At 67.9% G+C, this 12,892-nt stretch carries 12 protein-coding genes; 2 read left to right on the top strand and 10 right to left on the bottom strand.

All coding sequences use genetic code 11. The features are described 5' to 3' along the window. Window positions 1-28 precede the first annotated feature (28 nt). Window positions 29-1,654 (bottom strand): L-glutamate gamma-semialdehyde dehydrogenase, encoded by a 1,626-nt coding sequence (gene pruA / locus OG205_RS24690; RefSeq protein ID WP_330270461.1) that lies wholly within the window; start codon window positions 1,652-1,654, stop codon window positions 29-31. A 110-nt stretch (window positions 1,655-1,764) separates the two neighbouring features. Between pruA and OG205_RS24685 the strand changes: the two genes are divergently transcribed. Then, window positions 1,765-3,273, top strand: coding sequence for a PucR family transcriptional regulator (locus OG205_RS24685; RefSeq protein WP_330270460.1), 1,509 nt, complete (start codon window positions 1,765-1,767; stop codon window positions 3,271-3,273). On the opposite strand, the gene OG205_RS24680 is transcribed toward OG205_RS24685, so the two are convergent. From OG205_RS24680 to OG205_RS24645, 8 genes are read right to left on the bottom strand one after another with little or no spacing between them, the layout of a single operon-like run. Continuing rightward, the gene (locus tag OG205_RS24680; protein ID WP_330270459.1) at window positions 3,255-3,872 is read right to left on the bottom strand and encodes a YidC/Oxa1 family membrane protein insertase; all 618 of its coding nucleotides are present in this window, start codon (window positions 3,870-3,872) and stop codon (window positions 3,255-3,257) included. The genes OG205_RS24685 and OG205_RS24680 overlap by 19 nt on opposite strands. Before the next feature lie 41 nt (window positions 3,873-3,913). After that, the gene (locus tag OG205_RS24675) at window positions 3,914-4,198 is read right to left on the bottom strand and encodes a DUF6412 domain-containing protein (RefSeq protein ID WP_330270458.1); all 285 of its coding nucleotides are present in this window, start codon (window positions 4,196-4,198) and stop codon (window positions 3,914-3,916) included. Window positions 4,199-4,208: 10 nt separating this feature from the next. After that, window positions 4,209-4,931, bottom strand: coding sequence for a hypothetical protein (locus tag OG205_RS24670; protein WP_330270457.1), 723 nt, complete (start codon window positions 4,929-4,931; stop codon window positions 4,209-4,211). Continuing rightward, window positions 4,928-5,473 carry an RNA polymerase sigma factor gene (locus OG205_RS24665; RefSeq protein ID WP_330270456.1) on the bottom strand — a complete coding sequence of 182 codons (546 nt, stop codon included), beginning with the start codon at window positions 5,471-5,473 and terminating at the stop codon, window positions 4,928-4,930. The genes OG205_RS24670 and OG205_RS24665 overlap by 4 nt, the downstream gene beginning before the upstream one ends. Window positions 5,474-5,519: 46 nt before the next feature. After that, entirely contained in the window at window positions 5,520-6,107 is a 588-nt protein-coding gene (locus OG205_RS24660) for a uridine kinase (protein ID WP_442916835.1), read from the bottom strand. Next, a complete protein-coding gene (locus OG205_RS24655; protein ID WP_330270454.1) occupies window positions 6,104-6,661 on the bottom strand; it encodes a DUF402 domain-containing protein in 558 nt (185 codons plus the stop codon). The genes OG205_RS24660 and OG205_RS24655 overlap by 4 nt, the downstream gene beginning before the upstream one ends. Next, window positions 6,639-7,913: an FAD-dependent oxidoreductase gene (locus tag OG205_RS24650; RefSeq protein ID WP_330270453.1), complete on the bottom strand. Its 1,275-nt coding sequence runs from the start codon at window positions 7,911-7,913 to the stop codon at window positions 6,639-6,641. Before OG205_RS24650 ends, OG205_RS24655 begins: the two co-directional genes overlap by 23 nt. A 60-nt stretch (window positions 7,914-7,973) precedes the next feature. Then, window positions 7,974-9,329 carry a GAF domain-containing protein gene (locus OG205_RS24645; protein ID WP_330270452.1) on the bottom strand — a complete coding sequence of 452 codons (1,356 nt, stop codon included), beginning with the start codon at window positions 9,327-9,329 and terminating at the stop codon, window positions 7,974-7,976. Between the two features lie 198 nt (window positions 9,330-9,527). Here OG205_RS24645 and OG205_RS24640 point away from each other — a divergent pair, with 198 nt between their 5' ends. Continuing rightward, on the top strand, window positions 9,528-10,865 hold the full coding sequence (locus tag OG205_RS24640; RefSeq protein WP_330270451.1) for an aldehyde dehydrogenase family protein: 1,338 nt from the start codon (window positions 9,528-9,530) through the stop codon (window positions 10,863-10,865). Window positions 10,866-10,868: 3 nt separating this feature from the next. Here the strand turns inward: OG205_RS24640 and OG205_RS24635 are convergent, their stop codons facing one another. Next, window positions 10,869-12,374, bottom strand: a complete 1,506-nt coding sequence (locus OG205_RS24635; protein WP_330270450.1) for a beta-N-acetylhexosaminidase — start codon at window positions 12,372-12,374, stop codon at window positions 10,869-10,871. Window positions 12,375-12,892 lie beyond the last annotated feature (518 nt).

Genomic DNA, 12,892 nt, shown 5'->3' with positions numbered 1-12,892 from the left:
CGTTCCCCTCACTTCAGAAGGGCCGGATCTAGCCCTGGTGCGGGTGGAGGTGGGAGGTGGGCGCCGCGAAGGTCTCCTTGATGGAGCGCGGGCTGACCCAGCGGAGCAGGTTGTGAACCGACCCCGCCTTGTCGTTCGTGCCGGACGCGCGGCCGCCGCCGAACGGCTGCTGGCCCACGACGGCACCGGTCGGCTTGTCGTTGACGTAGAAGTTGCCGGCGGCGAACCGCAGCTCTTCCTGCGCGTGCGCCACGGCGGCACGGTCACGCGAGATGATCGAGCCGGTCAGACCGTAGGGCGCCGCACTCTCCATCTGCTTGAGCACGGTCAGGTAGTCCGCGTCCTCGAACACGTGGATCGCGAGCACCGGGCCGAAGAACTCGGTGGTGAACACGGAGTTCGTGGGGTCGGAACCGACGAGCACGGTCGGCCGCACGAAGAAGCCGTCGCTGTCGTCAGCGGTGCCACCGGCGGCGATCTCCAGTGAGGAGTCGGCGCGAGCGGCCTGCAGCACGCCCGACAACTTGTCGAACGAGCGGCGGTCGATCACCGCGCCACCGAAGTTCGAGAAGTCGGTGACGTCGCCGTAGGTCAGGGCGTCGACCTCGGACAGGAACTGGTCCTTGATCTTGTTCCACACCGAGCGCGGCACGTAGGCGCGCGACGCGGCGGAGCACTTCTGGCCCTGGTACTCGAAAGCACCGCGGATCAGGGCGACGCGCAGCACGTCGGGGTCGGCCGACGGGTGCGCCAGGATGAAGTCCTTGCCACCGGTCTCGCCGACGATGCGCGGGTACGAGCGGTAGTTCGCGATGTTCGCGCCCACCTGCGCCCACAGCTTCTGGAACGTCGGCGTGGAGCCGGTGAAGTGGATGCCCGCGAGGTCGGGGGAGCTCAGCGCCACCTCGGACACCGCGAGGCCGTCACCGGGCAGCAGGTTGATGACGCCGGGCGGCATGCCGGCTTCTTCCAGCAGGCGCATGGTGAGGTGCGCGGCGAACGACTGGGTGGGCGACGGCTTCCACAGCACGACGTTGCCCATCAGCGCGGGCGCGGTCGGCAGGTTGCCGGCGATGGCCGTGAAGTTGAACGGCGTGATCGCGTAGACGAAGCCCTCGAGCGGACGGTGGTCCGTGCGGTTCCACACACCGGGGGAGGAGATCGGCTGCTCGGCCAGCAGGTTGCGGGCGAACTGCACGTTGAAGCGCCAGAAGTCGATCAGCTCGCAGGCCGCGTCGATCTCCGCCTGGATCGCGGTCTTCGACTGGCCGAGCATCGTGGCGGCGTTCAGCGTCTGGCGCCACGGACCGGCGAGCAGGTCGGCGGCACGCAGGATGATGGCCGCACGGTCGTCGAACGACATCGCGCGCCACGCCGGAGCAGCCTCACGGGCGGCCCGCAGGGCGTCAGTCGTGTCCTGCTGGGTCGCACCGGCGAGGGTGCCGAGGACCGAGCGGTGGTTGTGCGGCTGGACGACGTCGAAACGCTCACCGCCACCCATGCGCTGCTCGCCACCGATGGTCAGCGTCAGATCGAGCGGCTCCTTCTGCAGCTCGACCAGCTTGGCCTGCAGCTCAGCACGCTCCGGGGTACCGGGGGCGTACTGCAGGACCGGCTCGTTGACCGGGGCGGGAACCTGGGTGACCGCGTCCACTCGCAACTCCTTATGGGCTTGTTCGGTACGCAAACCGTAAGTCCGCGCAGGTCACCGGCCGTTGTGCGACTGGCCAAGATTCACCGTCCCGGATGTACGATCGAACAGTTATGAGCCTCCGCCACATTCTCATCGCGCTGGGCGATCCGCTCGTCGAACTGCAGGTTGCCCCCAACGGCCTGGAGGTAGACGTGCGCGATGTGGTGATCATGGATCCGGACGACCCGCCGGACGTGGCTCAAGGCGACCTGGCATTGCTGATCGGGGCACGGGGCCGGGCCGCATTGCCGCTGATCAGGGCGGCTGGACGAGCCAAAGCCGCCGCGGTCGCGGTCAAGGAGTCGTCCCAGGCGCTCGAACAGGCGGCGACGGACGCTGGAGTGGCGTTGCTGGAGGTCCGCCCCGAGGTCCGGTGGGGCCACCTGGAGTCGCTGGCCAAGGGCGTCCTGACGACCACGACCGACGACGGCGAGGTTCTCGGCGACCTGTTCGCGCTCGCGCAAACGATTGCCACCCTGACCGGCGGCATCGTCAGCATCGAGGACACCGCGAGCCGCGTGCTCGCCTACTCCCGCTCGTCCGACGAGGTCGACGAACTGCGCCGGCTCTCGATCCTCGGCCGCCAGGGCCCGGAGCCGTACCTGAAGATGCTGCGCGAGTGGGGTGTCTACAACCTCCTCCGGTCAGGAGAAGAGGTCGTCCGCATCGACGAACGCCCTGAGCTGGGCATCCGGAGACGCATCGCCGTCGGCATCCACGCCGGCCGGCAGCCGCTCGGCACGATCTGGGTGCAGGAGGGCGACCAGCCGTTGACCGACCAGGCCGAACGGGCACTGCTCGGCGCCGCCCGCGTCACCGCCCCGCACCTGATCCAGCAGCGCAACCAGCCCACGTCGAGGTTCCGCGAGAACCTCCTGGCCGCCCTGCTCACCGGCCGGATGGACGCCGCCACCGTCGCCGGCCAGATCGGCGCCGACCCGAAGAAACCCGCGGCGGTAGTGGTGTTCGCGGTGCGCAGCGCCGAAGGTGACCGCAGCGAACACGAGCTGCGCCGAGCCGAGATGACCGGCCTGATCTCGGTGCACGCGGCGGCCTACCGGCGCAGCGCGCTGGTCAGCGAGTCCGGCGGCCGCACCTACGTCCTGCTGCCGGACCTCGCCCCGAACGCCCAACTCCTGAGCCTCACCAGGGAAATCGTGACCACCGCACGCCGTCACCTGCACACGGCCGTCCAGGCCGCCGTCGGCTCGACGGTGTCCACACTGGACGACGCGCAGATCTCCCGCCAAGAGGCCGAACGCGTGCTGGACGCGATGGCGCGCGACCTCGACGCCGAGGTGGCGACGCTCGCCGACGTCCGCTCGCAGGTCCTGGTGAGCGAGATTCTGGCGTTGTTGCAGGACAATCCGCGGATCCGCGATCCGAGGATCGACGCGCTCGACCCGGAGCTCGCGAAGTCGTTGCTGACCTACCTCGACGCGCTGGGTGACGTGCGCGCCGCGGCAGACCGGCTGCACGTCCACCCGAACACGCTCAGGTACCGGCTCAAGCGGATCGACCTCGACCTGGACGACCCGCTCGTCCGGCTCATCGCCCAGCTTCAGCTCAGGATGCGGTAGAGCAACGCCCGCTCCGCGATCGTCCACGTCGTCGTGGTGAGCAGGTACAACCCGGCGGCCAGCGGCAGGTACGCGGCCACCAGGATCGTCCCGAACGGCAGCACCTTGACCAGCCCGGTCATGAACCCCGGCTGAGGCGTGGTGGTCATCCGCGACTGCTGCCACTTCACGGTCAGATAGGCGACCACGGCGAGCAGCCCGAACAGCACGAAGAACACCCACGCGAAACCGGTCGTGAAGTGCGAGCCGAGCGAGATGCCGAACAACGTGCCGTCGAGCAACGGGTTCGGCGTCGTCACCACCTGGTAGATGACCATGAAGAACGGGACGGTCGCGAGCATCGGCAGCATGCCGGCGAACATCGACACGCCGTTCTTCTTGTAGACCTTCTGCGACTCCTCCGAGAGCCGCAGCATGTCCTTGCCGTACTTCTTCTGCAGCTTCTGGATCTCCGGCGCGAGCTTGGCCTTGGACTTCTCGCCACGCACGGCCGCGCGGTAGAAGGGGTGCAGCGCGAGCCGCACGACGATCGTGAACAGCACGATGGCGAGCGCGGGCATGCCGAAACTCGCCAGGGCAGCGCCCAGGTCAGCGAACAAGGTGTGTTTCTCCGTCTTGAGTCAGGGAAGTGCGGGACGTGTCAGAACGTCCGGCATCCCGGGGCTCGGGGACGGGATTTGCCTGCGGCGTCAGGGTTTCGCAGCCGCAGTTGTGCTGTGCGCTGGGCTCGTTCGCGGATCGAGAGCGACCGCGCCGGTGCCACCGACAGCGGCACCAGCGCGACGACCACGATCAACGCGAGGGCGAGCGCGGTCACGGCCGCGACGACCTCGGTCGGAGACGAGAACAGCGTGAAGGCGTAGAGGGCAGGCAGGAAGACCGCGAGCATCAGCATCGCTCGCTGCTTGGTCTCCTGCCGCCACATGCCTCGCAGACTACCTGTGCTTGACGGGAATCGGGGCGGTCTCCAGCAGGCTGCCCGCTTCGTCGTAGAGCCGGACCTGCTTCGGCTTGCCCAGGCTCGGCCACCAAGTCACGATCCAGCCGTCGCCGAGACTCGCGGTCACCTCCAGCGCGTCCTCGGTGACGATGACCGCCTTGCCGACCTTCGGGCTCACCCGGCCGGTCAGAACGGTCGTGCTGGTGCCGCTGCTCACCTCCGTCATGCCGATCTGCGGGGCGAAGTCGGCGAACAGGCGGTCGCCGAGCGGCTCGCGTTCCTCGATGCTGCCGTGGGCGTTCATGCCGACGCTCTTCGGTGTTCCCCAGCACAGCGCCTCGGACTGCGGACCGCTGAACAGCACCATCGTCATGTTGCCGCGGTGGTCGGTGACCGACACCTCACGCGGGGCCGGCCAGACCGGCTGGCCCTCGACCCCGCCCTCCGCGTCGTGCCGGTCGAGCGTCTTCCCGCACGCCGCGATCATGGGTGCCATGTCGCCGGGTGCCCTCGGCTCGGCGGTCCACGACGCGGAGGCGTCCTGGTTCGTCGGGGTCCACAGCACGAGCGTCACGGCGACGGCGGCCATGAGAGCCGTCGCGGGCACGGTGAAGCGCCACCAGCGTCGCGACGGCTTCGGGCTGATCTCGTTCAGCAGCGCCTGCTTGCGGACCTGGAGCCGCATCGGGTCCAGCTGCGGGATGTCGGGCTTGATCACAGTGCCTCCTCAACCAGAGCGCCACGCACGGTGCGTTGCGCGCGAGCGAGTCGGGACTTCACCGTGCCGACCGGGATGCCGAGCACCTGGGCGATCTGCGTCTGGCTCAGGTCCGACCACGCGGACATCTCCAGCACCTCCCGATCCCCGGCGGGCAGCTTCTCCAGCTCCGCGATCACCTCCCGAGTCCTGGCCTCCGCGTCCACCCGCCGTGCCACGTCATCCGCGTGGTCGTCGTCGGCGCGCTGCGGCGCAACCTTGCCCAGAGCGGCCTTGTACCGCGTGCGGGCACGTTGGTGGTTGCGGGTGACACCCAGTGCGACGGTGTAGAGCCAAGGCAGAAGCGACTCCTCGACGGTCACGGACGTGCGTTTGCGCCAGGTCTCCATGAACACCACGGACACCAGGTCCTCGGCCACCGCCCATGTACCGGTGCGGCGTAAGCAGTAGGCGAACACGGCTTGGGCGTGGCGTTCGAACAGTTGCCCGAACGCCTCGCTCACACCGGCCCGGACCTGCCCCCAAAGTTCTTCGTCGGTCACGGACCCTCCTCTCTGTCCCGCCTATGTCCGCGACGGGCAGAGTGGTTCACGACTCGACCAGGCCCGGCCGTTCCGGGTGGTCGTAGCGCACGAAGAGGTCGGCCACCGGCTCGTAGTCGTCGAATGCGGGCACCGTCCACTCCTCGGCGGTCTTGCGTTTCAAAGCGCTGGGGGAGAGCCACAGGTGCACGGTCAGCTCGGCCGGCAGCCACCGGTCGAGCATCAGCGTTCCGTCGACGAGCACCACACCGTTCTCCGGCACGTCGACGTACTCGGCGCGGCTGGCCCGGTCGGTGGCGGCGTTCCACAGCGACGGCAGCACCTTGCCGTCGAGAGCCGGGTCGAGGACCTCTCGCTGCAGTCCGCCGAAGTCGAACCAGTCGTGCCGGTAGGAGTACGAGTCGGTGCGGCCGTGTTCCAGCCGCACCGACGCCGGCCGCAGGAAGTCCTCAATGGACACGCGCTGCACCGGGCGACCCGAGGCGCGCAACGGTTCCACGACGGCGTCCGCGAGCCTGCCAGGTTCGGCGGCGGGTGCGCCGTCGATCAGGACGCGCACCCGTCCGTCGATCTCCGACACCTGGCCGACGATCTCGGCGACGAGCGTGTCGAACGTGAGCGGCCGGACCTTCACCGCCAATCCAGTGGTGGTCGCCAGTCCGCCCAGGTCGTGTCCCACCAGATCTCGCCGGACGCCAGCATCTTCTCGATCTTGAGCCCCTCGGCCCTGATCTCCTCGGCCTCCCGCGCGGAGTACTTGCCCGAGGCGACCTGCTCCTCGAACTCGTCGAGGTCGCGCTGGGCCCAGGTGCCGTCCGGGTCGAGGGTGTAGTCCAGGGCGTGGTCGAGGGTCTCGAACCCGTCCTCGACGCGGCGGTAGGGCGCCTGCAGGTTCAGGTAGTAGTTGCCGAACGTCCTGTTCTCGCCCTTCCAGAACAGGTCGACGGAGTAGCCGTCCTGCGGGCGGTGCAGCATGAGCTTGCCGTGGCCGCGCCAGAAGCCGCGTTCCGGCTTGTCCCACGGGTGCGGGTGGTGGTGGTCGGGGTAGGTGAGCCGGGTGCCCGGCTCCACGAACACCGCGAGCAGCCCGGGCTCGTCGGCGATCACCCTGGTCGGCATCTCGGACCAGACCTTGCCGTGCAGCACCTCACGCCGCACCACGACCTCACCCGGCGTGAACAACCTCATGGTCAGAACTTACGTGATCACGTTCCGCCGCGTCCTCGGCCAGCATCTTCCGCTTGAGCACGGGCACGGCGTTGGTCACGCGCAGGAACGTCCGCTGGAACGCCGCCGCGGCCCGCCCGATCACGGGCTTGTGGACGACGCTGTTGCCGTCCATCATCTCGCGCGACGCCTCCACGGCCTCGAAGCCGTACTCGACCATCTCCTGCTCGTACTCGCCGATCGCCTCCACGACGTTCTTGCCGTGGTGGGCCTCGATCAGCTTGCGGGACAACAGTTCGGCGTCGCGCAGCGCGGTGTTCGCGCCGATGCCGCGGCCGGGCGTCATGAGGTGCACCGAGTCACCGATCATCGTGACGTTGCTCGGCTTCCACGGCTGCAGCCGTTCGGACGTGCGGACCCTGATCTGGAACACGGTCTCCGGTGTGGCCAGCGCGAAGAGCTTGCGCAGGTTCGGGTGGAACTTCGGGGTCATGGTCAGGACGGCCTGCTTGAGCTCGGCCTGGCTCATGCCCTTCATGTCCGGGAACTTGTGGTGCGCGGCCGCGTAGCCCCACATGATGTAGTCGTCCTCGACACCCGTGCCGTCGAAGCGCATCACGTGGATGATCACGAACTCGCCGTGCGGCCCGAACAGCAACGTGATGCCGCCGTCGGCCAGCGGGGGCAGCAGCTTCGCGTTCTCCTCGGTCAGCGGCAGCTTGCCCGCGATCGACGTGATGCCGGTGTCGACCACCTTGGCGTCCGGCAGGTGCTGCCTGCGCACCCTGGACTGTGCGCCGTCCGCGCCCACCAGCACGTCACCGGTGACGGACGTGCCGTCGTCGAAGAACGCGGTGACGGTGCCGTCGTCGTTGCGGGTGAAGCGCTTGAACGTCTTGTCGAACCGGACGACGTCGTCCAGGCCGCCGAGCAACGCCGTGCGCATCGCGATGCGGCTGACCGACTTCTCGCTGCGGCTGTCGTCGAGGTCCGTCGCGACGTCGCCGACCAGCAGTTCCTTGTACTTCTCCGTGCGCATGACTATGTGTTTCGGCGGCCGGGCCGTGGTGCGGACGAATTCGGCGAACACGTCCGGAGGTAAGCAGCTGTGCAGCGCTCTGCTTCCGTCCGGGCTGATCCCCACCCGGTAGCCGATCAGCATGCTGCGCGGCGTGCGGTCACGTTCGAACAGCACCACGTCCACGCCGGCCTTCTTCAGCCCGTGCGCCAGGCACAGGCCACCGGTCCCCGCTCCGATGATGAGTACGCGCATGAAACATCCCCCTCAACTAAGTCTCTTAGTCAGGAAGATATTCAATTCGTGAGACTCTTGTCAATCGTCCTGACTGAGTCTTCTCAGTCTGGCGGTGGCGATCGCGAGCCGCACGTCGTCCGGTGGAAGCAGCTTGACCAGCTGTTCCAGTGCCTCGACGTCGTGTTCGCCGGAGTCGGTCTGGGTGAAGGTCCACAGCGCGTTCGCGTCGCCGCGCTGCAGGACCGCCTTGCGCACGCCTGTCGCGAGGTCGTCCCGCTCGGCCAGTACGACGGGTGCCTCGGAGCGGCGCAGCAACGAGCCGCGGTACCTGCTCGCGGCCAGCGGCACGTCGGCGGACTTGAGCGCGGCCCGCACCGCCAGGAAGTCGGTCTCGACGTCGGCGGTGAGCCGGTACGGCCTGGTCGCGAGCACGTCGGGGCCCAGCTGGGCGCGCAGCCGGTGCAGTTCGGCGCGCACGGTCGTGGGGTTGCCGCGTTCGCCGTAGAGGTGCAGCGCGAGCTGGTCGGCGGTCACCCTGCCCTGCAACGTCAGCGCGCACAGGATCTCCGCGTGCCGCAACGAGAGCGGCACCTCGCGGCCGTCCAGCACGACCTTCGGCTCGGGCAGCAGGAACGACAGCGACAGCACGCTGCGCCGCACGTGCCGTTGGCGTGGAATGCGCAGCAGGTAGCCGTGGGCGAGCGGTTCCAGCACGGCTTCGCGGCCGTCCGGCAGCTCCACCCGGTCCGTGGAGACGTCGACGCGCGGGGGCAGCAGCCCGTACGGCTCGACCGCGACGACCCGGCCCGTGGGACTGAGCAGCGCGCCGGGCTCGCCGCGCAACGCGATCAGGTGCCGCATGTTGCGCGCCCGCAGTTCCTCGTCCTGCGCGTGCATCCGCGCGAGCATCTCCGACTCGGCCAGCCGGGCCGACGCGGACACCAGCGCCACCATCGAGGGATGGACGGTCTCGATCGGGCCACTGAGATCGACGACCCCGATCGTGGTGCCCGTGTCGGGGTCGCGGATCGGGCTCGCCGCGCAGGTCCAGTGGTGGTAGGTCCGCACGAGGTGCTCGGCGGAGTGGACCGTGACGGGGGAGTTCACCGCCAGCGCGGTGCCCATCCCGTTCGTCCCCGCCGCCCCCTCTGACCAGAGCGTTCCCTCCGCCAGGCCGACGTCCTCGGCGCTGCCGCGGGTGTCCTTGGAGCCCTCGCACCACAGGATGTGGCCCTGGGCGTCCGCGACGATCATGATGTGCTTGGCCTCTTCCGCGAAGCCCAGCAACGTCTCGCGCAGCAGTGGCAGCGTTGGGTGCAGCGGATGCCGTTTGCGCAGGTCGGAAAGCTCGTCGGCGGCGAACACGGTCGGCGCGGTGTGCAGGTCGGGATCGACGTTCGCGGCGAGTGACCGCTGCCACGACGCGGAAATCACTGAGCGTGGCAAATCAACCGTGTGAGTACCACTCAACACGGCATCTCTGACTCGACTCAGCAACAGTGCGTGTTGCCCGGGTTCGTGGGTCACTGATCCATCCACGGCTTGCAACGAGCATGCAACGTTCTGCTGCCTACTTTCTCATTTCCCCCACCTCAGCCTACGTGTGGGCCCTCTTCTGGCAGGGAGTCGAGAATGACGCAGTACGCGGCACCGGGGCAGCCCGGCAGCGTGGTCGCGTACCGAGCGAGGTACGACCACTTCATCGGCGGCGACTACGTGTCGCCCGTGGCCGGCGAGTACGCCGAGAACGTCACGCCGGTGACCGGTGAGGTGTTCACCGAGGTCGCCCGCGGCACCGACGCCGACCGCGCCCGTGCGCTGCACGCGGCCAGTGGCGCCGCACGCGCGTGGGGGAGCACCACGGCCCGAGAACGCGCCACCGTGCTGTGCGAGATCGCGGACCGCATCGAGGAGCACGCGACCGAACTCGCCGTCGCCGAGACGTGGGACAACGGCAAGCCGGTCCGTGAGGCCCTGGTCGCCGACGTCCCGATGGTGATCGAGCTGTTCCGCCAGTTCGCCGCCGTCATCCGCACCGAGGTGGGCGAGGTCGAGCAGCTCGGCCGCGACACCTGCGACTACCGCTCGTTCCAGCCGATCGGCGTCGTGCACGAACGCGTCTCGTGGACGTTCCCGCTGATGAACGCCTGCCGCGTGCTCGCGCCCGCGTTGGCCGCCGGCAACGCCGTGGTGCTGGAGCCCGCCCTGCAGACGCCGGCGTCGATCCACGTGCTGCTGGGCGTCATCGCCGACCTGCTGCCGCCCGGTGTCGTCAACGTCGTGACCGGCTCGGACGACCATCCTGTCGTGGCGGGGCGCTGCCCGAACATCTTCTTCTCGGATGTTTCCGCGCAGCGCGACAGCTTCCTGGACAAGGCGTTGGAAGGCTTCGCGATGTTCGCGGCCAACCAGGGCGAGATCTCGACGGCCCCGTCGCGCGCGTTGATCCAGACCGCCATCTACGAGGAGTTCCTGCAGCTCGCGACGGTGCGCACGCAGGCGTTGCGGATGGGCGACCCGCTCGACACGGACACCATGGTCGGCGCTGTCGTGAGTCTTGCGCAACGCGATCGAGTTCTTGCGTACGTGGAGCGCGGCAAGGCCGAGGGCGCGCGGCTGGTCGTCGGTGGCTCGGCCTCCGGCCACTACGTCGAGCCGACGATCTTCGAGGGCGATCACCGGTCTTCCGTGTTCTCCGATGACGTGCTCGGGCCCGTCGTGTCGGTGACCCGGTTCGACGACCGCGACGACGCGCTGAAGATCGCCAACGAGGCCGCCGCCCAGTTCGGCGCCGGCATCTGGTGCCGCGACGTCGCGCTCGCGCACAACGTCGGCCAGGAACTGCGCGCCGAGCGGGTGTGGATCAACAACTACCACGCGTACCCGGCGAACACCGCCGTGCTCGCCGACTACCGCCGCGTGAAGCACCTGCTGGTCAGCTACTCGGACCGTGGGCAGGGGTATTTCTGAGGGCTACTTCTTCCAGGGCACCTGGGTGCTCGCGTAGAAGTTGATGCCCTGGAACTTCCAGCGTGGTCCCTGCGCGCCCAGGCGTGGGGCGAAGCGGTCCCAGTTGTGGACGCTTGCCGGTGACCAGCCGAGTTCTGCTGCTGCCGGGAGCCTTGGGAACGCCATGTACTCGATGTCCGCGGAGGACTTCAGGGTTTCGGTCCACAGTGGAGCTTCTACGCCGCGGACGTTGGTTTCGGTGACGCCCTTGAGGTACGCGCCCGGGTTCCAGCTGTAGGCGTCCTTGACCTCGACCAGGCCCGCCCAGTCCAGGCCCAGTTTGGTGTCCTTGTTGTACTTCATGTCCAGGTAGATGCGGTTGGCCGGGGACATGACGATCTTGTTGCCGCGTTGGGCCGCCGCGGCCACGTTCGCGTCAGTTGTCTCGGTGCCCCAGAACTGCGGGATCGCCGTGGTGTCCTTGGTGGTCTTGATGAACTCGTGCCAGCCTGTGGTGGTTTTGCCGTACTTCTTGATCAGCGGCAGGACTCGGTTCATGAACGTCGTGTAGTCGGCGTCCGGGGTGCTGAGCGCCTCGTCGCCGCCCAGGTGGAAGTACGGGCCTGGAGTGATCGCGGAGACTTCCCTGATGACGTCTTCCACGAACTTGTAGGTGATGTCCTTGTTGATGCACAGGGAGCTGAAGCCGACCTCGGTGCCGGTGTAGAGGGGGCGCTTCTTGCCGTCGCAGTTCAGTTCGGCGTAGCTGGCCTGGGCGGCGTTGGTGTGGCCCGGCATGTCGAACTCCGGGATCACGGTGATTCCCCGGTTTGCCGCGTACTGGACCAGGTCCTTGTACTCGTCCTGGGTGTAGAAGAGTTTGCCTGTGCGGCCGCCTACTTCCGTGCTGCCGCCGATCTTGGTCAGTTCTGGCCAGCTCTTGATTTCCAGGCGCCAGCCCTGGTCGTCGCTCAGGTGCAGGTGGAAGTAGTTGATTTTGAACTGCTGGATTTGGTCTATGTAGCGCTTTACCTGGGCTGGGGTGAAGAAGTGCCTGGAGACGTCCAGCATGGCGCCTCGGTGGTGGTACCTGGGGTGGTCCAGGATGCTGGCTCCGGGGACTTGCCACGGGCCCTGCTGCTTCGTCTTCGCCTCTGCCTTTGGTGGGAGGAGTTGGCGGAGGGTGGAGATGCCGTTGAAGTGGCCTGCTGTGGTGTTGGCGCGGATTACCACCTGGTTTGGGGTTACGTCCAACTGGTAGCCCTCTGGGCCCGTTTTCGGGTCTGCGCCATTTGTGAAGACGATGCCGTCGCCTGTTACGCCATCAGAGATCGGCAGTGTGTAGCCGGTGGAGGGGCGGAGGATGTTGGCCAGCAGTTCGGCCGGCTTGCGGGCGTCTGCCGTGCCCAGTTGGATCTTGGCCGTCGCCGAGAGGGTGTAGGTGATGTCCGGGCGGGGCTGGATCTGTACTGGTTGGGGGACCAGTTCTTGTAGGGCGGTGGCTTTGGCTGCCTCGGCTGTGTCGGTCACCAGCACTCCTGATCCGGCGATCACCAGCGCCGCTAGTGCGGACTGCAGTTGTTTTGATGTCACGCCAATCCTCCACAGGGCATGGGGGGACCTTGGCGGCGTTCAGTCACGGTTTCAGGGGCGGGGTTTCGGTGTCAAGGTTTAGACCAATTCCACGCGAGGTCCGTAGGTGGGTCACCTTGCGGGCGGCCAGCTTGCGTTGGGTGCTTTCCCTGGGGGCTCTGCCCCCAGACCCCCGGCAATCTGATCGGGGGGTGGCGCCGTGGGTGGGTTGATGGCACGCCTGTTGCGTTGGGCGGCTGCGCGTTGCTTAGAAGGTTGCGTTGGCGGTGGGGTCCCGTCACGAGCCGAACCAAGAGCGGGCCACACCTGGGGATGGGTGTCAAACGGACGAAAAGCGTGTCCGTTTGACACCCATCCCCAGGTGCAGCAAGTGCTGTGGTGCGACTCGTGACGGGACCCCACCGCCGGGCCCGTTCGGTAAGGACGGCTCGCCTTCGGCTTCGCTGTGAGTGGCT

The organism is Lentzea sp. NBC_00516, assembly GCF_036346835.1.
Taxonomy (GTDB): domain Bacteria; phylum Actinomycetota; class Actinomycetes; order Mycobacteriales; family Pseudonocardiaceae; genus Lentzea; species Lentzea sokolovensis.
This window is presented reverse-complemented; position numbering and strand designations above follow the sequence as displayed.

What these genes read in the sequence shown, in the direction of transcription:
- OG205_RS24685 (WP_330270460.1), top strand. Translation starts at nt 1,765, where the DNA reads ATGAGCCTCCGCCACATTCTCATCGCGCTGGGCGATCCGCTCGTCGAA.
- OG205_RS24675 (WP_330270458.1), bottom strand. Translation starts at nt 4,198, where the DNA reads ATGTGGCGGCAGGAGACCAAGCAGCGAGCGATGCTGATGCTCGCGGTC.
- OG205_RS24655 (WP_330270454.1), bottom strand. Translation starts at nt 6,661, where the DNA reads ATGAGGTTGTTCACGCCGGGTGAGGTCGTGGTGCGGCGTGAGGTGCTG.
- OG205_RS24650 (WP_330270453.1), bottom strand. Translation starts at nt 7,913, where the DNA reads ATGCGCGTACTCATCATCGGAGCGGGGACCGGTGGCCTGTGCCTGGCG.
- OG205_RS24640 (WP_330270451.1), top strand. Translation starts at nt 9,528, where the DNA reads ATGACGCAGTACGCGGCACCGGGGCAGCCCGGCAGCGTGGTCGCGTAC.